Consider the following 19,481-nt stretch of genomic DNA (forward strand, 5'->3'; position numbering starts at 1 on the left):
GAAGGCTCATGACTGGACAGGCTTAGCGCTTTCGCTTATGCTTGCTCCAGTCTTTTTTCTTGCAATTAGTGTGTTTGGAGGTGGAAAATGCAGGGCGGTTACAGAGCTGAAGGAGAGCTTTACGATGATCTGAATCGTATGGTCTTTAAGCTGAGATCGGTATCGGGCAGTGAACCCGGAAGCAGCGATTGGGGGTTGCGCGTGCAATTTCTCCATTGCCATACATTGTTGTTTGTACCCAGCGGCCAAGGGTGGATTACCGTAGACGGCAAATTCATTGAAGTCACTGCCGGCGGAATCTATGTCGGTTTTCCTGGCCAATATGTGGAAGCATCACTCCATTCCTTGGATGAGCGGGGTTTATATTGGATGGCATTTGACGTCCTGGAGGAGAAAGGAATGAACACGGAAGGGTTGCAAGTGGACCATACGAGCAGCCGTTTTCCATCAAAAAGCGAATTAATTTCGGATTCTCCGGTTTCTCTCGCCTTATTGTGCAAAAATATGGAGCAGCAATGGGCAAAAGGAACCAGCTTGCAGCGATTTGGCGCTCAAGTGGCTTTTCATGAGCTTTTATATCGGATTCTGGAGCAGGAATCCACGGCGAGGGACAGACATAGCAATAGCGACGAATCACTGGAGCATGTGAAGGAATATCTGGAAAGAAACTACGGTGAAAAAATAACGATTGATGATTTGGCGAAGGTGGCAAGAATGAGTCCCCGCCATTTCATGCGTTTATTTAAAAAAAGATATGGCTATAGCGCTATGAATTATTTGACTGTCCATCGGATCAAAAAGGCACAGATGCTGATGTTGCAGGGAGGGAACTATTCGCTTAAGGATATTGCTCGCAATGTGGGGTATCAGGATGATATGTACTTCCGGCGCAAGTTCAGGCAACTATCCGGCATCCCTCCGGCTGCATTTATGCGGAACTGCAGGAGGAAGATTGTGGCGTATCATGCCTCTGCGATAGGGTCGTTGCTTGCGCTTAAAGTCATTCCTTACGCAGCTCCCGAAAGTCATCCTTGGGCAGACTATTACCGGCGTAAATATGAAACGGATAACGTGTTGTCGCTGAGTTTGGACGAGTCAGAGAGACTGGAGCAGCTGCGAATGGCTGGAGGACGGCCGGGTTTCGGAGGAAGAGAAGAGGCAGCTTCAAGAAATCGCGCCGCTTTGCATAATTCCACAGACGATAACAGATTGGCGAAGCCAGTTCAAATATGTGGCTCATGATTTGAATAGGAGTGAAACAGCTGAGATATGGCTTAAACGTTATGCTCAAAAAGCCGCTTTTGTCAAAGAGCAAATTGCGGATACGGTAGGCGGGGATAAGGTGCTGGTCATTGAGGTGCACGGGTCGAAGCTGAAGACAGCAGGCCCGCGGGGAATGGCCTCCGTTCTTTACGAGGATCTTGGGTTAGCTATGCCAAACAGGATGGCATTTAACGAGCAGGGAGCCGAAATTACTACCCGGCAGTTGCAGGAGCTGGTTATTGACCGGTTGCTGATCATTGCAGACGATGATCGACAAGTCGAGTCACTATGGCAGGAAGTAATGCAAAGTGATCGCTGGCTAAGTATTCCGTCTGTTAAAAAAGGAAGGGCGGATTTGTTCCAGTGGAGTCCATTAAATGAGTATACGCCTCTGTCCAATGATCTTGTTTTGGACGAGGTTTTGAAGCTTTGGCGGAATCGTGCATAAAAAGATGTCGGGATCGTCAATAGGCTTGGCGAGGAAAATCTTTTATACTTCTCCTAAATGACAATGATAATTAATCTTAATTAAGCATTGCTCAACTCATATACACTCAGGAGGAAAATAAAAGAATGAAACGAAATTGGATTGCTGCAATAGTGTTAAGTATTATTTTGACCTTGGTTACAGCATGCGGAAGCGGCGGCAATACGCCGGCAGTTTCGACTTCCCCGACTGCTTTGCCAGCGAATGGGGCTACTCAACCAGCGGGAAACAGTGATGGGGAAAACGGCACAGACGAGGCTGGAGAAGTGAGAACGGTAGCCAGCGAAAAAGGCGACATCACCATTCCTGCGAATCCGGAGCGGGTGGTTGGTTTGTCTGTTGTGTATCCCGAGTTTCTGTATGCGCTAGGCATCACGCCGGTAGCGGTGCAAAATTATCATGATGATTTCCCCGCATACCTGGCAGAGCCATTTAAAGATACACTCAAAACCGGTATTGCCAAAACGCCTGATTTTGAAAAGATATTGGCTGCGGACCCCGATCTCATTCTAGCACCGGTCTGGTGGTCGGAAAAGGATTATGACCAGCTTTCGCAAATCGCGCCGACCGTGCTGCTGCCGTCGCGTGAGGACTGGAGAGACGAGCTGAGGGATATTGCCAAAGTGTTCGGCAAGGAAGAACAGGCGGAAAAGGTGCTTGCTGATTTGGATGCCAAAGCGGCTGAAGCAGCGAAAAAGCTGGATGAGCTTGTTGGAGATGAAACGGTGCTTTATATGCGGGTGATGGCCAAGGAAATTGTCCTTCATGGCGAAAACCTGTCCAGAGGAAGCGTTGTGCATAAGCAGCTTGGCTTAAAGCCCGTGGAAAACTTCCCGCAATCCGAATTGTCGCTTTCCATCTCGCTGGAAGTGCTCCCGGATTACAACGCCGACCATATCATTGTCCAGTTGGACGACGAAAATGATGAAGCGGTAAAGAAGCAATTTGACGAAATGCTGGGCAGCGCCCTGTGGAAAAGCATGACGGCCGTTCAAAAGGATCATATTTATATGGTTGGCGGCAAGGAATGGTTTAATGTGGGCATGGCCCCGCTTGCGGACAGCTATGCGATTGATGCAATCGTGGATGCTTTTAGCGAGAAATTGCAATAAATCGAAACCGACGAATCAAAACGAACAAAAGAACAAAAGAACAAACTGAAAGTACACTCCACGACAAAAAAGACGGGGCAAGGCTATGTGACGACATGGCCTTGCCCCGTTTTATTATTTTGGCGTTGCCATTTCAGCATGATGACTAGAAATGCGGAGGGGGTGGCGAATCCTTTTGCGATATAACAGCCTACGTCCGGATTATAACAGCGGTCAGGGGCTCCAGAATAATGGAGTCCTGCGCCAATGTAAAACCGATGTTGTCCCGAGTTGCTATTGCTTGCGTTCCGGCCTGCTGTCTATCCACAACAACATCGCCTCCCGTCAAGTCGTCATACAGAGTTACGGTCCTTTGCTTGGAGTCGGCGTTTGCAAAAATGGTATAGCAGCCGGTCCCGTCAGTCGACTGACAGCGATAAGCAATCAACAAATCATGTTCCCCGATTTCCGGCGCATGGATGAGATGAACATGGCGGTTTACCAGCTCCATGCTGCCAAGCCGAAACGCGTTGGTAGACTTTCGCAGCGCGATCAGGCCGATCGTATAATCTCGGGTAGCGACACAGGCCGGATACCGGCTGGCATCTGTCGCTTTACTCCAGTCAAAGCGGTTGATGGCATCGGAGGAATCATAGGAATTATGGACAAAATATCCCCGGATATCGCCGCCGTGATCACGCAGCGCATGGCTGTGGGCCTCCGGCGGATGTTGTCCGCTCCATTGCTTGGTTCGTCCGTATTCCTGGCCCGCATGCATAAACGCGGTTCCTTGCGCGGTGAACAGCAGCGTCTGGCCGAGACGGATGCGCCGATGAATATTCTCCTCGTCTTGTGCCGAAGCGGGATCCGCTGAAAGCGATAGCGCGATAACATCATGCAGCGTCAGATTATCGTGCGCTTCGATATATTGAACCATGTCGCCTGGCGAATCGGCCGGCGTATTTGCGGGCTGCCCCTTCAGATTGGCAAACAGCCTGCCGATTAGCCTGGCTCCTCCCGTCAGAAAACGAGGCTCGCCTTCAATGCCAAACCCCGATTTAAGCTCGTTGCGAAATTCGTCGGAGAAAACGCCGACATCATCCGTCCGGTTCATCCACTCTTGATCCGCGCCTTGTCCTGCCAAGGCGGGTTCCGCCAGATGCCCGGAGAAGGTTCGCCAGCCCTCGCCGATGAACAAAGCGCGAGGGTTTAGCTTGGCTGCCGCGTTGTAGGCGTTTTGCACCGCCTGAAAGGTAGCGTCGCCCATCATATCCCAGCGCATGCCGTCGATTTTGAATTCCTTGAACCAATAACGGACGGAATCCACCATCAGCTTCTCCGCCATGAGATGATTGGTTGCCAGATTGTTTCCGAAACCTCCGACCAGCTTGCCATCCGGCTTGCGGTAGAAATAATAGCCGGGCACGATATCCTCCAGCAGCCAGGCTTTGGCCATATGCGTATAGACCACGTCCAGAATAACGCCCATACCGGCGCGGTGAATGGCAGCGATCAGCTCCTTCAGCTCCCGTATTCTAAGCTCGGGGTCTTTGGGATTTGCGGAGTAAGCGCCATCCGGGGAAAAATAGGAATGGGGATCGTATCCCCAATTGTACTGATTGCCCGAAACGGAAGGCTCCAGCTCGCGCTCTCCCATGGCGGCTTCATCGCCATAATACCAGGCCATAACCGGCAGCAGCTGGATATGGGTAACGCCTAGCGAAGCAATATAGTCGAGCTTTTCGGCAAAAGCGGAGAAGGTGCCGAAGCGGTGCTTCAGGCTTCCGTCCAGACCTGGGTCCGAGGTGAAATCCCGGATATGGACTTCGTAGATTATCGCGTCCTCCCGGTTGCGATAACCGTTGATGACAGCATAGTCCAGCCCGCCTTCCGGATTGGTCCGAGCAAGGTCCACGATAGCGGCTTTGCCGATTGCGTCGGGCTTTTCTCCCAGCGGCAGTCCGCTTGGACTGGTACGGAATTCGGCCATCGACCGGGCATAGGGGTCAAGCCCTCTCGCAATTTTGCCGCCATGATTGATTTCATATTGATAGAAGCAGCCCCGCAGATCGGTTTGCTCCAGCTCCTGCGGCCTTGCCTCTAGCTCCCATACGCCTTTGCTTCCCCTGTTCATAGCCATAAAGCCGATTGATCGGCTGCAGTTTTCCTTGTCGTAAAAATGGACGGTGACGGAATCCGCCTTTGGAGCCCACAGCTTTAGCGCAACTCCGCCGTTCCGATAAACGGCGCCAAGATCGTCGCCGTCATAATAAAACCATGCGTCAAGCTCCGCCCAGCTCAACGAACCCAGCTCGGCATCCGGCTTACCTTCAAACCATTCCGACAATGTTCTGGTTGAGTCATCCTCGTGATAAATAAACGCAACCTCCTTGGGAGCTTTAAGCTCGAAAGAGATATTGCCGCCACCCTGTTCCCCGCCCGCGCCATAATTTTCATCCCAGTTCCCGTTGATGGCGACCTTGTATTCATAGCTGCCGGGATGCAGCGGCACTACCAGTATATGCGTACCGTTTCCGATGTTCTTCATTAAAGTGGCGTCGGCACTTGGCGACCAGTTGCTTGCAGTACCTAATTGAGTCTGGAAATTTCCTGAAATATGAGCGACTCTGATGTCTTTTGCGAGAGTAATTGATTTCACAACCTTTTGCAGAAGGATTATAGTAGAATAATTGCCGAAAAAAACAAAGGAAATACTATAGTAGAGTAATTTCTATTCGTGTCTGGTCCGTCTCTTTCGATATTGATGCGGTGTGATCCCCATATGCGACTTGAACAATTTGCAAAAATAAGAGCTGTTCATCAGCCCGATTTCTTCAGCAATGAGAGAAACGGGTTTGTTGGTCGTGGTCAGCAGCACCACGGATTGATGAACCCTGCGGGTTGCGATGTATTCGGAAATGCTGATTCCAGTGGATTCCTTGAAAAGGTGGGATAAATAAAAAGGAGACAGATGCAGCGATCGGGCCATTTCATCCAGTGAATAAGGTTCTGAATACTTGGATTCGATCCAATTCAAGATGTGTTCGATTTGATGGCTTTTGCGGCGTTTTCGATAGGTTGAGGGATGCTCATTCAAGTGATCCCATTCTCTTTTGAGGCTGCGGAACAGGGAAATGAGGAAAAGGGAAATTTCTTCATGCCTGCTGCTTTCATTAAGAGCAGGATAGCGATGGTGCATGTCGTTGAACAATACGTCAAATGAACGAAAATCATGGATGTCATATAAACAAGGCGAAGGAAGCTGCCCCAAATGAATAAACTGGTAAAAGGCATGGAGCTCCGGCCATTTATCAAAATACGTTTCGTACATCGTTGGTTCAAAAATAGCCATGGAGCGTTCAAAGCATTGCCCATCCTCATAGTCGAGCTTCAAATGATGAAGCTGATTGGGTTGGAAAATGCACAGCATGTCCTTTTTAATTTCATATCTTTTGTTGTTGATAATCATCGTGCCTTTTCCTTGATGGATGAATAATAATTCAATGCCCAGATGGGAATGAAAGGTTTCTTTATGCCCGTTATTTTCGCTTGTGCGCCTATAGGCAAAATACAAGGGAACTTCGGTAAAGTTGCTGCTCGAGATAGACAAGAGAAACATCCTTTCAATAAAAAGTATGCGTGTCAACTCCACATTCACTATAGCAAAGTCGTTAAAGCCTGTTCAATACCTGTCGATGAGCAAAACCGCAATCTGGCGTTATTTTTACCTCTATGTTGTATCACAAATCTAGGGCCGGCTTGGTTAAGATAGACGTGTGTACATTGATTCCCAGGAGGGTGAACCTATGATAAAAGTCGCGATCATTGGTACCGGGGCAATATCGGCCAGCCATATTGAGGGGTATATACAATTTAAGGATCGTTGTAAAATCGTCGCCTTGTGCGACCTTTATCCCGAGAAAGCGGAAGCAAAGCGTGAGCAGTATGGTTTGGATGCCAAAGTCGTCCGGGATTACAGGGAATTGCTCCAGGACGGGATTGATCTGGTCTCGGTTTGTATTCCGCCGTTTGCGCATGCTCCCGTCACGATTGATTTCCTGAACGCGGGCAGCCACGTCATCGTGGAAAAGCCGATGGCTGCTTCCCTAAAGGAATGCGACGCGATGATCGAAGCTGCCGAAACGAGCGGCAGGGTTTTATCGGTAATTGCTCAAAACAGATTCAGAAATCCGATCATGAAGCTGAAAAGCGTGCTGGATAGCGGACTGGCCGGAAATATTCTTCATGCTCAGGTCGATTCTTTCTGGTGGCGCGGCCACTGCTACTATGATCTCTGGTGGCGAGGAACTTGGGAAAAGGAGGGTGGCGGACCAACGCTTAATCATGCGGTGCATCATATGGATGCTTTGCTTTGGATGCTTGGACGGCCAAGTCATATTCAAGCATATATGAGCAACGTCGCGCATGATAACGCGGAAGTAGAGGATTTGTCCATCGCGATCCTTCGTTATCCGGGCGGTTCGTTAGGGCAAGTGACAAGTTCCGTCGTGCATCATGGCGAAGAACAGCAGTTCATTTTCCAAGGACAGCATGCCCGGATATCTGCGCCGTGGCGGGTGAAGTCCGCTGTTTCATTGCCAAACGGGTTTCCGGAGCGGAATAAGGAGCTGGAAGAAGAGATTCAAAACTACTATGACAATTTGCCGGATTTGCCCTATGAAGGGCATACAGCGCAAATCGACAACGTGCTTGGCGCGATCGAAACCGGCACCCCTGTGCTGGTAGACGGAGTGAGCGGCCGCAATACGCTTGAGCTTATTATGGCCATATACAAATCCGCAAGCACGGGCGCGGACGTTCGGCTTCCCTTGCTTCACGACGATCCGTTTTATACGCAAGAAGGGCTTAGACAACATGTTCCTTACTTCTATCAAAAAGGCGCTAGCATCGAAAATTTCACAGACCAGAAGATTACAACGGGAAGCAGCTTTACCACATCAACTTAATGGTTGCTGCAATGATCATATAAGAGACTTAGGAAGGCTCCGTTTTCGCGGGGCCTTTTTACATGTGTTTTTAACCCCGACAGATATAAACGCCTACATGACATGCCTGCGAAAATTGTACCGGAATTACTCCCCTTAGTGGATTCGTCCATTCGTCATGCTCCCTTCATTCATATGATATGAAAGCTGTCAGGTTATTTCAGGCTGGAAAGAAGGGATATAGAGAGCGATGAATGAGCAACGTTTGGTGGAAGACGGAGATAAGGAGCAGGGCCGCACGGTGGCCATAATTGGTCTTGGCTATGTGGGGCTGCCGCTTGCTTTGCTGTTTGCGGCGAAGGGGTATACCGTGCTTGGCATCGACAATGATGCTGTCAAAATCTCTATGCTGCAGAGGGGGAAAAGCTATATACACGAGATTGGCAGCTATGAAGTCAAGTTGGCGATCGAAGCAGGCCGGCTGTTGCCGAACGGGCAGATGTCCAGCCTTCAGGCTGCGGAAGCCGTTATTCTTTGCGTGCCAACTCCGCTGACGGAGCATGGTACGCCGGATTTAAGCTATTTGACGGGCGCGGTGAAGGAGATGGGGCCTTTCTTGCGCAGAGGGCAGCTCCTTGTGCTGGAAAGCTCCACCTATCCCGGAACAACCCGTGAGGAGTTGCTTCCTTTGCTGTCGCGCACGGGCTTTGTCATTGGCAAAGATCTGATGGTGGCGTATTCCCCGGAGAGGGTGGATCCCGGCAATAAAAAGTTTCCGCTATCGGCTATTCCAAAGGTCGTAAGCGGCGTGACGCCGCAATGTCTGGAGCGGGCAAAGGAGCTTTACGGAAGTCTTTTTCCTTATGTACATCCTGTCTCGTCGACCGATGCGGCGGAAATGACCAAAATATTGGAAAATGCCTATCGGCTGGTTAATATTTCGTTTATGAACGAAATGGCTATGATTTGTGAAAAGCTTGGGCTGGATGTATGGGAGATTATCGATGCCGCAGCCAGCAAACCCTTTGGCTTTCAGCCCTTTTATCCCGGGCCGGGCATTGGCGGCCATTGCATTCCGGTTGATCCTTTTTACCTGCAATACCGGATCAAGCAGCTTGGCATGCGCTCGGAATTCATCGGCATTTCCCATGCCGTCAACCATGGCATGCCGCTTCATGTTGTGCAACGGCTGAAGAAGGAGCTGTCGCCGGCAAGTTTGGCTGGTGCGGATATACTGGTGTACGGCGCAGCCTACAAGCCGGATATTGCGGACTATCGCGAGTCCGCCTCCATCGATTTGATTCAGCTGCTTCGGCTGGAAGGCGCAAATGTTTATTATCACGACCCGTATATCCCCGTGCTGAGGCTTGGCGATGTCGAGCTCCGCAGCTCCGCGCTGGAGCCGGCGTTTCTGGAGAAAATGGCGGCAACCGTCATTGCTACGCATCATTCCGGACTTCCGATTGATTTACTGCTGGCTCACTGCACCCTCATTTACGACTCCAGAAATGTGGCCAAAGACGGGAAGGGGATAGCCAGGGTTGTAGCTTTGGGCAATGGAAGGCCGCAGGAGACAGAAACAGATGAGTGAAGCGGCAAATAAAGGAGCGAAGGGAGGCCGACTATGCAAACTCTCCGGGTAGCTCTTATCGGCTGCGGGAACATTGCAAAAAAACATGTTGATGCTCTGCTTCAATTGGGAGCAGCTTTTCAGGTAACGGCAATATGCGACAGCAGCTCCGCAAGGATGGAAGAATTCGCTGCGGAGGTTTGCCGTCCTCACTATCCTAATGTGAAGCTGTTCACATCATGGGAGGAAATGCTGGCGGGAGACGACGCCGAGTTGATTGTTATCGCAACCGGCAGCGACTCTCATGGGCGGTTTGCGCTGCAAGGCCTTCGCGCGGGACGGCATGTGCTGGCGGAGAAGCCGTTGTCTCTATCTCTGAAGGAAGCCAAGGAGGCTGCGGCTGAAGCGAAGAACAGAGGCCTGGTGTTGGCCGTTTCCTTCCAGGCGCGTTATCTCCCGCAGTTCAGGGCGCTTAAGGCTGCAGTGGAGGAAGGGCGGTTAGGCATGCTGGCGCATGGGATTGTGTCCATGCGCTGGAACCGTTCGGAGTCTTATTATGGCGATCGTCCTTGGCGCGACGACTGGAGCCGCGGGGGCGGCTTGTTTATGAATCAATGCATTCATTATATCGATTTGCTGCAATGGCTGATGGGCCCTGTGGTTTCCGTCCATGCCGAAGCGTCGGTTATAGGCCAACGGCTGCATGTCGAAAATACGGGTGCTGCGCTGCTTCGTTTTGCCAGCGGAGCGATTGGTTTGATCGAAGCGTCAACCGTTATTCATCCACCCGCGGCGGGCACATCCATCAGCCTTTACGGTCACGAGGGAGCAGTCTGTCTCGGGGGGGCAAGGCTGGAAAAGATTCAGCAGTGGTCTTTTGCGGATGACGAAGGACGGGGTCCTGTATTGCCGGAAACGGCTTCTGAAATTAGCCACGTCCCGCTCTATAGAGATCTGGCAACAGCGATTGCTGGATGTGGAGGCCCGCTGACGGCTGCGGAAACTACGCTGCATAGCCTTGAAATCGTGCTTGCCGTTTATGAATCGATTGCCAGCGGCAAGACCGTACTTTTGCCAATTGACGATTTTGACATGGTCAAGATGGCATGGATGGAGTGAGAAACGATGAAGATCCCGTTAATCGATTTACGAGCGCAATATGTTGAACTGCGGAATGAAATCAAAGAAGCAATCAATCGCGTGCTGGAAAGCGGAACCTATATCGGCGGTCCCGAGGTTGAAGGCTTGGAGGGCAGCATTGCAGATTTGCTTCAAACCCGTTATGCCGTTGCCGTCGCTAGCGGAACGGATGCGTTAACGTTGTCGCTGGAAGCCGCGGGGATCGGAGCGGGCGATGAGGTTATTACGACGGCCTTTACTTTTTTTGCCACGGCGGAAGCGATCGCCAAGGTAGGAGCGACTCCCGTATTCGTCGATATCGAGCCGGACAGCTATAATTTGTGTCCCGATGCGGTCCAGGCTGCAATTACGCCAAAAACCAAAGGCATTATTCCCGTTCATATCTTTGGGCAACCCGCCAATATGGATCGTATTGCGGCCTTGGCGAAAGCTTACGGGTTAACGGTCATTGAGGATGCCTGCCAAGCAATCGGAGCCCAGTACAAGGGGAGGCCCGTTGGCGGGATCGGGGATTTTGGCTGCTTGTCCTTTTTCCCTACCAAAAACCTCGGCGGTTATGGCGACGGCGGCATCGTGGTTACCAATAACGGCGAGTTGGCTGAGCGGGTCAGGCTGCTTGCGCATCATGGCAGCAAAATCAAATATTTTCACGAGACGCTGGGCGGTAATAGCCGGCTCGACCCCATTCAGGCGGCTGTTATTTCCGTCAAGCTAGGCAAGCTTGCGGAGTGGAACAAGCGGAGAGCGGAAGTGGCCGCGGCCTATGACGAAGGATTGCGTGGAACGCCCCTGACAGTGCCGGTAGTTACCCCTGGCGTAAGCCATGTTTACCATCTGTATGCGACGCAATGCCGCCACCGCGAGGTGTTGATGGAAAGGCTGAAGGAGCAGGGCATTTCGACGGGCCACTATTACCCCTGTCCGCTGCATCTGCAGAAGGCGCTGGCTTACCTGGGCTATAAGCAGGGGGATTTGCCTGTGACGGAGCGGGTATCCCACAATTCCCTGTCGCTCCCCATCTCCCCACAATTAACGGCCCAGCAGCAGCAATACATCATCGCCAAGGTGCATGAATGCAGCAAGGGGCTGGAGCCGTGAGAGAGGAAGAGTCGGGAGTAGAGTCAGAAGACGTGAGGGACGATGGGCCAGTGGAAGTGATTGACGAGGGTTCGGGAGCGGTCGGGTACGAAAGGGCAGGGGCAATGGGTGACGATAAGTTAGAAACAGTTGGGTACGAAGAATCAGAGGCTGCAAGTGACGAGGGTTCTGGAGCAGAGTCAGGAGCCGTGGAGGGTGAAAGGGAGGAAGTCTGTGTTGTCCTGGAGGAGTCTCACAGGTCTGAGGTTCAGCTTGGCTTTTCCCATTCAAGGATTTCGGAGCAAGCGTTCATTGGCGACAACGTGACGATTGGCAGGGGCGTTGTGATCGGGCATTTTGTAGTCATTTATGACGGCACTGTCATCGGCGATGGCGTGGTTATCCATGATGGCGCCGTCATTGGAAAAGCTCCGATGAAGGCGCGAAATTCCGCGACGACAAAAGCTGGCGGCGACTTGCCTCCTGCGGTCATTAAGGCAGGCTGCACGATCGGGACCGGTGTGGTCATTTATCGAGGCGCTACCCTGGAGAAGGATGTATTTGTGGCCGATCTTGCGACGGTGCGAGAAAGAGTCGTCATTGGGGAACGCACAATTGTCGGCCGGGGCGTCGCAATTGAAAATGACTGCACGGTCGGCTCAAACTGCAAGCTGGAAACCAACGCCTACCTATGCGCCTTTTCGACGTTGGAGGATTATGTGTTTGTGGCGCCTTGCGTCGTTACAACCAATGATAATTACATGGCTCGATCAGCAGCGCGATTGACCCAGTTCAAAGGCATGACGATCAAACGCGGAGGCAGGATCGGCGCTGGCGCAACGATTTTGCCGGGCAAAATCATCCACGAAGACGGGGCCGTCGCAGCGGGCAGCGTGGTCACAAAGGATGTAGCGGCTCGAACGTTTGTTGCTGGCGTCCCCGCCAAATTTTTGCGAATGGTGCCGTCGGATCAATGGTTGGAGCATCAATAGAGAACACAATAGGGAGCATTGGAGCACTGGCGTAAATTCTCTAACGGTCATATTCGTCCGTTAAAGGGCCAAAACAGGTAATTTGCACTTTTTAATGGTCATTTGTGTCCATTAAACAAGGAAAAAGCCGCAAATTCCTCGTTGTGAAGGTTCTAGTGGACAGATATGACCATTAGAATACAAAAATTCAGGAAAATCGCCGCTAACGGACACAAATGGCCATTAGCGATATTATTTATGAGAGATGTATTAGTGGTCAATCAATGAGACATGGCTGAATCGGGGGAAAGATGCAGAATACGTTGAGGTTTTGGGAGAGTGCACAATGAAAGGAGATGAACGATGGAGAAGCGGCTGAACATTCTGATGCTGGTCAAGCGCTTTGCGGACAACATGCCAAAGCACATCCACAAATTTGATATGCTGCAAGCAATCGAGAAGGAAGCCAACGTAACGTATTGGTCGCAAAACGGCAGCATTCTGGATATTTTAGCGCAACTGGATGAACGTCCCGATTTTATTTTCCATTATGATATCGAGTGGCATCATGCGTTTGCGCCGTCGATTTCCGAACTGAACAAGGTGGATATTCCTACAGGCTGCTACGTGCTTGATGTGCATTATGCGCCACAGATCCGCCGGGCTTATTTTGACCGCAACAGCAAGCCGGATATTATTTTTTCAGCAAGCAAATATCCTTTTCTGAAGGTGTTCCCCGAAGCCCAGTCACGTTTTAGCTGGCTTCCTTTTGGCATTAATACGGAAATGTTCAGAGACTATGGTCTGCCAAAAGATATCCGCTACAGCTTAATGGGGCTGATGGAGGGGAAATATCCGTTCCGGCAAGCGGTAAAAGAACGCATGAAAACTGTTGAGGGGTTTGTTCATTTTGTCCATCCGGGACATCGAACATCCTATAGGCCTGGCTTGTTCGTTCATGAAAAATATGCGGCGGCGATTAATCGCTCCGCCATATCTTTCACATGCGGAAGCGAGTTAGCCATTCCGGTAGCCAAATTTTTTGAAATCCCGGCTTGCCGCACGCTGATGCTGGCGGAGCCTAATGCGGATATCGAGGAGTTGGGGTACCGCGACGGGATTCATTATGCGGCCTGCGACCAAAACAACTTCTACGAGCTGGCAATGCGGTATGATGCCGATGCGGATAAAAGGGAAGCCATCAGCCAAACCGGCCATGATTTCATCCATCAGTATCATACAAACGAGGTCAGGGCAAAACAATTTGTTGCCGCAGTCAAGGCTTTGCTGTCAGGAAAAAGCACCCAGTAAGACGGAATAGCGGAATTGCTTTCGGAAGATGCGTTCAATAAGGCGGAATGGCGGGACTGCTATCGGAAAGAAGAGTTCAATAAGGCGGAATGGCGGGACTGCTATCGGAAAGAAGAGTTCAATAAGGCGGAATAGCGGAATTGCTTTCGGAAGATGCGTTCAATAAGGCGGAATGGCGGGACTGCTATCGGAAAGAAGTGCTCAGTAAGGCGGAATAGAGGGACTGCTGTCGGGAAAGGCTGGAAGCTATTTGATAAGGCGGACTGGACCCAGCGAAGATATGGAATGGAGAATCCGAAAGATCCGAAAGATCCGAAAGATCCGAAAGATCCGAAAGATCCGAGAAATCCGAAAGATCCGAATGATCCGAGAGAACCGAAAAATCCGAAAGATCCGAAAGATCCGAGAGAACCGAAAAATCCGAGAGATCCGAGAGATCCGAGAAATCCGAAAGATTCGAAAGATAAGAAATGGAATATCTGAAATAACCAGAAGTTCCAAAAGATCCGAATAACGAAATGCAAAGGGTTGTTTCTTCAAAGGCGCAGGTTGCGCCTCGGATGAAACAACCCTTTTTCGTCAACCAGGTGTTTTTGTCTATCAGTAACTTTCATCAACCAGTTGTTTCCGTCAATTTAGATGTTTCCATTAAGATTGAGATGGTTGTAGCTTATCCAGCAAGCTCCTGTTGGAGAGGAGCACCAGATCGTTGCATTCCTTGTTTGCAGCAAAAAAAGACAAGATGGATTGATAGGCAGAGCCTTTCATTTCAATGAGCCGGCCATGTTTGTCTGGCGCAAACAAGAGGAAACGCTGCTCCAGTAAACCGACGAACTCTTCCACGTCAATGCCTTTTTTAATCATGTAGGGCAAGTTGAATTCGATAATGCCGGCCGCTTCCCTGCATGACGACAGCAAAGTGCTCATGCCGTTTATCGCCTCCCATTCAAAGCCTTCCACGTCCATTTTAAAAAGAAGCCTGCTGTCTTTCATTTTCTCAGGTCCAAAAAGATCGTCGATGGCAACCGTACGAACCTCTTTTTTGGTAGCGGTATTGGGGGCGGGGGCATGGCCGGAGGACAAGCCGGAATGCCGTTTATCGACATAAAAAGGAATTGCCTTTTGTCCCGTATCGGAAACAAACGCAAAATAAACGGAGATTTGTCCGCTGTTGGGATGTTCGCCAAGCGAACGCTCCAGATAAGGACGAAGATTTTCGTTAGCTTCGATCACTGCGATGGACGTTTCTTTCGGGTAAACGGCCGACAATATGATTTCGCCGTAATTCACCCCGGCATCAACGATCAGCGTTGGTTTTATGGCTGCGACGGCGTTTCGCCAAAAGGCGGTGACGCGCGGCTGCGACGAGCCTTTATGACGAATCATCCGGCCTCCGCGTTGATCGCCGGAATTTACATACATGGCGTGGCCGGATCCGTCCATAATAATTTTATGCATGATGGTATTCATCCTCCTTCGTATACCATATTCCGGGTGCAGGCTGCCCGCGAGGGATGGACGGCCTAAATTGCATCTAATGTCATCGGTAAATGAAATCCGCTAACATTGCCACACTTTTTTTGGCATTTAGATTGACCGCGGTGTTTCCATTGTATAAAGTGAGAATGAGTTTGCAAATTAAGGGAGAACGTGATGAAAATGAGCAGAGTTTTGATTCGCGGTGTCTGGTTGTTGATGGCCCTATTCCTTTTGTTGCCTGCTGCAGGCATTCAAGCCGCTGGCAATTTATTAATAAATGGAGATTTCGAAGCTTCGAAGGACGGACTTCCCGTAGGCTGGGAGACGGAAGCTTGGCTTAAGGACGAAGGATTGACTATATTCGGCTGGGATCAGCAAGCGGCATTTGAGGGCAATGGCGCCGCGGTTATAAGAAATACAGGCGACAACCATGCCCGTTTCATCCAGAAGGTGAAGGTAAAGGGGAATCAGACTTACCGCTTCTCGGGTTATGTCCGCACGGAAGGCGTGGGAACGCATGGCACCGGGGCGCATCTGTCCGTTGAAGGCGCAGCGTTGACCTATCCTAATATAACGGATAGCGGCGGCGAATGGTCTTTTCTGGAGTTTTACGGTAAAACCGAAAAGAATCAGCGCGAGATTCAAGTCGGAATCAGTCTAGGCGGTTATGGCGGAATCAATTCGGGGACAAGCTGGTTTGATTCCGTATCGGTGGAAGAGGTCGACAAAGCCCCTGCAGGCGTTGAGGTGCTGCCGCTTGGAATGACATCCATCAGCGGAGGCGATGGAGGGGAAGCGGAAGCGGCTCCTAAAATTTCGATTTTGCCCACGATGATTTATGGCGTGTTGTTTACTCTGTTGTTTGCGTTTGTTAACCGCAGCTTGATCAGAGGCGGTTCGCTTGCTGCCGGGGCGCGTTCGCGCAATTTGGTTCCCAATTTGCTGGCACTCGGTTTTGGCCTTGGTTTAGCTCTACGAATCGCCATCGGACTTACCAACGAAGGTTACGTTAATGATATGGCCTTGTTTGCCTATTGGTCGGATCATGCCGTGAATCAAGGATTGGCAAACTTCTATCATACCGATATCTTTGTCGACTACCCGCCAGGATACATCTACATTCTTTATATCCTTGGCGTGGTTAAAGGCTGGCTTGGCATACACAACGGAACAACAGCTGCTCTGCTTCTTTACAAGCTGCCGGCGATTCTGGCCGATCTGACCGCTGCGGCCGTCCTTTACCGCGTGTCGCGCGCCAAGCTCGGGGATGTTGCCGGGGTTGGCATCGCCTTATTGTACATATTCAATCCGGCGGCCATTATGGATTCGGCTGCTTGGGGGCAGGTCGACGCCATTTTTGCATTGGCGCTGTGCCTTGCTGTCTCAGGCATGGCGGAACGTCGGTTTGGCAGAGCGTCCGTCTGGTATGCAATCGCCGCACTTATTAAGCCGCAAGCATTTATCTTTATGCCGGTGCTGCTGCTGGCGCTTGCCCTGAACCGCAAGTGGAAGCCTTGGCTGCTTAGCGCAGGCTGCGGCTTTAGCACGTTTTTGCTGCTGGCGATGCCGTTTTTCTGGAAAACAGGCGGGCTGGCTTCGCTGGTCAAGCTTTACGGCGGAACGTTGTCCTCTTATCCTTACGCTACGCTGAATGCATTTAACTTCTATACGCTGCAGAATGCCAACTGGAAGCCGCTAAGCGATACTTGGCTCTTTATCCCCTATCAGGCATGGGGAGGATTGTTTATTGCCCTTGCTGTTGCGTTGGCGGTATATTATGCGGTTGTTTCGCATAAGCGAGATCAGGAGGATCGTTCCTTCTTTGTTGCGCTGATTCTGATTGCCGTTGTATTTATTTTCGTCACCAAAATGCACGAGCGTTACATGTTCCCGGCTTTGCTGCTAAGCTTGTTTGCTTACATCCATTCGTCCGACAGAAGAATGCTGCAGATTTTCTACGGCTTCTCGATTACGAATTTCATTAATATGAGCTACGTGCTGATGTTCAGCAAAACAACAACCAACGTGCCGTTGGACGGCATCGTCATTTTATGCTCCATTGCCAATATCGGCTTGCTGCTGTATGCCATTTACACCGGTTATGATTTGTACAAACGCGGCAATGTTCTGCGTGCCGAAATCATCAAACCGGAGGATCGCCAGGCGGAGGATGCAAGACTACTGGATGAGGCGCTTCCCGGCGGTACGTTCCGAAAACGCCGAAATCCGCTCACGAAAAAAGAGTGGCTCTGGATGGGCGGAATTACGCTGGTTTATGCGATTGTTGCGCTCGTTAACCTTGGCGCGATGAAAGGCCCTGTTACGCCTTGGCAGCCTGCATCCGGGGGAGACAGCTTTTATGTCGACCTTGGCGAAAATAAACACCTGGAGCGGATTACAAGCTTTGGCGGGGTTGGCACAGGGAAGTACAAGTTGGAATTTGCTCCCGATAATGGGGATTGGGGCAATCCCATTGAGGTCGACAATTCCCATGTCGCCGTCTTCTCCTGGCGCAGCCAGAAGCTGGAGCTGGATGCGCGATACGTCAAGCTGACGGTAACGCAAGCCGGATTTTCGATGCACGAGATGGCATTTTACGAAAAGGACAGCCAGGTGCCCCTGCCCGTTATTGGCATCAATGAAGACGAAGCCGGCACGCCGCGCCGGGGAAACCTGCAAAACTTGTTTGATGAGCAGGATCTGATGATATATAACCATAACTTCCGCAATGGAAGCTATTTTGACGAAATTTATCACGCCCGCACGGCTTACGAAAATCTTGAAGGCATCGTTGCTTATGAAAATACCCATCCGCCGCTGGGCAAAATTATCATCGCCCTCGGAATCAAGCTGTTTGGCCTTAATCCGTTTGGCTGGCGGATAGCGGGCACCGTTATCGGGATCGCGATGCTCCCTATTATGTATATGATGGCCCGGCGGCTTTTTGGAAAACCGCTTTATGCGTCTCTTGCAACGGTATTGTTCGCCGCCGATTTTATGCATTTTACGCAAACGCGCATTTCGACCATTGATGTTTACGGCGTATTTTTTATAATGCTGATGTTTTATTACATGCATAAATATGTGTCCATGAACTTCTTCCGCGACAAGTTGGCCGCAACCTTAGTGCCGCTTGGTTTGGCGGGGTTGTTCTTCGGTCTTGGCGTGGCTTCCAAATGGATCGTGCTATACGGGGGGGCCGGGCTTGCGATCATGCTGCTTCTGTCGCTTATCGAGCGCGGAAGGGAGTATGCGGCGGCTAAACGGGCCGTTAGAGCCAGCCGTTTCGACGCCGGGCAGGATGAATCCGCTCTGCGGAATATCATCAAACATTTCCCGAGAAATACTGTGGTAACCCTTTTGAGCTGCCTGGTCTTTTATATCGCGATTCCAGCCGCTATTTATGCCTTATCCTACATTCCGATCCTTTCAGTCATGAAAGGCGGTTATACTTGGCAGGCGCTGGTGGATTACCAGAAAAACATGTTTAACTATCACAGCAATCTGGTGTCTTCGCATCCCTTCTCCTCCTCCTGGTGGGAGTGGCCGTTTATGAAGCGTCCGGTATGGTATTATTCAGGAACCGAACTGGCTGAAGGTATGAAATCAACGATTGTGGCGATGGGAAACCCGCTTATCTGGTGGACCGGAATCGTAGCCATGCTGCTTACGATTTATGTCAGCGTGAAGCGCAGGGATAAGGCGATTTATATGCTATGGATTGCCTTTTTGGCGCAATATGTGCCTTGGATGCTTGTGACGAGGGAGACATTCCTATATCATTATTTTGCAATGGTGCCTTTTGTGATCTTGAGTATCATCTATATATTCAAGCATATGGAGGAGCAAAAGCCCTGGTTCCAAAAAGTCCGTAAAGGATATGTCATTGCCGCGGTGGCGTTGTTTATTCTCTTTTATCCCGCGTTGTCGGGGTTGACGGTGCCTAAAGCGTACGTGGATATATTGCTGAGATGGTTCCCGAGTTGGGTATTTTAAAATTTGAACGACCTCATCAAATGAAAGTTCAAAAAGTTCGGTTTTCAGTGCCGGGAAAATGGGATGAAGCTAGAAACTGAGTAGCGGAGCTTAGTGGAAGCTAAGTGAGCAATGGAAGTTTCGGCTGAATGCCATATTCGACGCCGGCCA

The 19,481-nt window shown here is 50.6% G+C and carries 14 protein-coding genes; 11 read left to right on the top strand and 3 right to left on the bottom strand.

Going from position 1 to position 19,481, the window contains the following annotated elements:
• The first annotated feature begins 87 nt into the window (after positions 1-87).
• The 3 genes from ACX93W_RS11540 to ACX93W_RS11550 all read left to right on the top strand — a co-directional run bounded on the left by ACX93W_RS11540 (position 88) and on the right by ACX93W_RS11550 (position 2,862).
• A complete protein-coding gene (locus tag ACX93W_RS11540) occupies positions 88-1,242 on the top strand; it encodes a helix-turn-helix domain-containing protein (protein ID WP_459392523.1) in 1,155 nt (384 codons plus the stop codon).
• 1 nt (position 1,243) lies between these two features.
• The gene (locus ACX93W_RS11545; protein WP_459392524.1) at positions 1,244-1,711 is read left to right on the top strand and encodes a TroA family protein; all 468 of its coding nucleotides are present in this window, start codon (positions 1,244-1,246) and stop codon (positions 1,709-1,711) included.
• Positions 1,712-1,836: 125 nt separating this feature from the next.
• On the top strand, positions 1,837-2,862 hold the full coding sequence (locus tag ACX93W_RS11550; protein WP_459392525.1) for an ABC transporter substrate-binding protein: 1,026 nt from the start codon (positions 1,837-1,839) through the stop codon (positions 2,860-2,862).
• 190 nt (positions 2,863-3,052) lie between these two features.
• Here the strand turns inward: ACX93W_RS11550 and ACX93W_RS11555 are convergent, their stop codons facing one another.
• Together ACX93W_RS11555 and ACX93W_RS11560 are read right to left on the bottom strand one after the other, a co-directional pair.
• Positions 3,053-5,500, bottom strand: coding sequence for a pullulanase X25 domain-containing protein (locus ACX93W_RS11555; RefSeq protein WP_459392526.1), 2,448 nt, complete (start codon positions 5,498-5,500; stop codon positions 3,053-3,055).
• Positions 5,501-5,572: 72 nt separating this feature from the next.
• Entirely contained in the window at positions 5,573-6,451 is an 879-nt protein-coding gene (locus tag ACX93W_RS11560; RefSeq protein ID WP_459392527.1) for an AraC family transcriptional regulator, read from the bottom strand.
• 196 nt (positions 6,452-6,647) lie between these two features.
• On the opposite strand from ACX93W_RS11560, the gene ACX93W_RS11565 reads away from it, so the two are divergent.
• The 7 genes from ACX93W_RS11565 (at position 6,648) to ACX93W_RS11595 (ending at position 14,339) form a co-directional block, all read left to right on the top strand.
• Positions 6,648-7,808 (top strand): Gfo/Idh/MocA family protein, encoded by a 1,161-nt coding sequence (locus ACX93W_RS11565; RefSeq protein ID WP_459392528.1) that lies wholly within the window; start codon positions 6,648-6,650, stop codon positions 7,806-7,808.
• A 229-nt stretch (positions 7,809-8,037) separates the two neighbouring features.
• The gene (locus tag ACX93W_RS11570) at positions 8,038-9,378 is read left to right on the top strand and encodes a nucleotide sugar dehydrogenase (protein WP_459392529.1); all 1,341 of its coding nucleotides are present in this window, start codon (positions 8,038-8,040) and stop codon (positions 9,376-9,378) included.
• A 33-nt stretch (positions 9,379-9,411) separates the two neighbouring features.
• Positions 9,412-10,476: a Gfo/Idh/MocA family protein gene (locus tag ACX93W_RS11575; RefSeq protein ID WP_459392530.1), complete on the top strand. Its 1,065-nt coding sequence runs from the start codon at positions 9,412-9,414 to the stop codon at positions 10,474-10,476.
• A 6-nt stretch (positions 10,477-10,482) separates the two neighbouring features.
• Positions 10,483-11,595 carry a DegT/DnrJ/EryC1/StrS family aminotransferase gene (locus tag ACX93W_RS11580; protein ID WP_459392531.1) on the top strand — a complete coding sequence of 371 codons (1,113 nt, stop codon included), beginning with the start codon at positions 10,483-10,485 and terminating at the stop codon, positions 11,593-11,595.
• The gene (locus tag ACX93W_RS11585) at positions 11,592-12,566 is read left to right on the top strand and encodes an acyltransferase (RefSeq protein ID WP_459392532.1); all 975 of its coding nucleotides are present in this window, start codon (positions 11,592-11,594) and stop codon (positions 12,564-12,566) included. The genes ACX93W_RS11580 and ACX93W_RS11585 overlap by 4 nt, the downstream gene beginning before the upstream one ends.
• Positions 12,567-12,908: 342 nt before the next feature.
• Positions 12,909-13,856: a glycosyltransferase family protein gene (locus ACX93W_RS11590; RefSeq protein ID WP_459392533.1), complete on the top strand. Its 948-nt coding sequence runs from the start codon at positions 12,909-12,911 to the stop codon at positions 13,854-13,856.
• A gap of 285 nt (positions 13,857-14,141) precedes the next feature.
• On the top strand, positions 14,142-14,339 hold the full coding sequence (locus tag ACX93W_RS11595) for a hypothetical protein (protein ID WP_459392534.1): 198 nt from the start codon (positions 14,142-14,144) through the stop codon (positions 14,337-14,339).
• Positions 14,340-14,504: 165 nt separating this feature from the next.
• Here ACX93W_RS11595 and ACX93W_RS11600 read toward each other — a convergent pair whose 3' ends face one another.
• Positions 14,505-15,314 carry an FkbM family methyltransferase gene (locus ACX93W_RS11600; protein ID WP_459392535.1) on the bottom strand — a complete coding sequence of 270 codons (810 nt, stop codon included), beginning with the start codon at positions 15,312-15,314 and terminating at the stop codon, positions 14,505-14,507.
• Positions 15,315-15,509: 195 nt separating this feature from the next.
• Between ACX93W_RS11600 and ACX93W_RS11605 the strand changes: the two genes are divergently transcribed.
• Positions 15,510-19,331 (top strand): glycosyltransferase family 39 protein, encoded by a 3,822-nt coding sequence (locus tag ACX93W_RS11605; protein ID WP_459392536.1) that lies wholly within the window; start codon positions 15,510-15,512, stop codon positions 19,329-19,331.
• The last annotated feature ends 150 nt before the right edge of the window (positions 19,332-19,481 follow it).

The sequence above is a fragment of the Paenibacillus sp. CAU 1782 genome (assembly GCF_054551715.1).

What these genes read in the sequence shown, in the direction of transcription:
- ACX93W_RS11540 (WP_459392523.1), top strand. Translation starts at nt 88, where the DNA reads ATGCAGGGCGGTTACAGAGCTGAAGGAGAGCTTTACGATGATCTGAAT.
- ACX93W_RS11550 (WP_459392525.1), top strand. Translation starts at nt 1,837, where the DNA reads ATGAAACGAAATTGGATTGCTGCAATAGTGTTAAGTATTATTTTGACC.
- ACX93W_RS11565 (WP_459392528.1), top strand. Translation starts at nt 6,648, where the DNA reads ATGATAAAAGTCGCGATCATTGGTACCGGGGCAATATCGGCCAGCCAT.
- ACX93W_RS11570 (WP_459392529.1), top strand. Translation starts at nt 8,038, where the DNA reads ATGAATGAGCAACGTTTGGTGGAAGACGGAGATAAGGAGCAGGGCCGC.
- ACX93W_RS11575 (WP_459392530.1), top strand. Translation starts at nt 9,412, where the DNA reads ATGCAAACTCTCCGGGTAGCTCTTATCGGCTGCGGGAACATTGCAAAA.
- ACX93W_RS11580 (WP_459392531.1), top strand. Translation starts at nt 10,483, where the DNA reads ATGAAGATCCCGTTAATCGATTTACGAGCGCAATATGTTGAACTGCGG.
- ACX93W_RS11590 (WP_459392533.1), top strand. Translation starts at nt 12,909, where the DNA reads ATGGAGAAGCGGCTGAACATTCTGATGCTGGTCAAGCGCTTTGCGGAC.
- ACX93W_RS11595 (WP_459392534.1), top strand. Translation starts at nt 14,142, where the DNA reads ATGGAGAATCCGAAAGATCCGAAAGATCCGAAAGATCCGAAAGATCCG.
- ACX93W_RS11600 (WP_459392535.1), bottom strand. Translation starts at nt 15,314, where the DNA reads ATGCATAAAATTATTATGGACGGATCCGGCCACGCCATGTATGTAAAT.
- ACX93W_RS11605 (WP_459392536.1), top strand. Translation starts at nt 15,510, where the DNA reads ATGAAAATGAGCAGAGTTTTGATTCGCGGTGTCTGGTTGTTGATGGCC.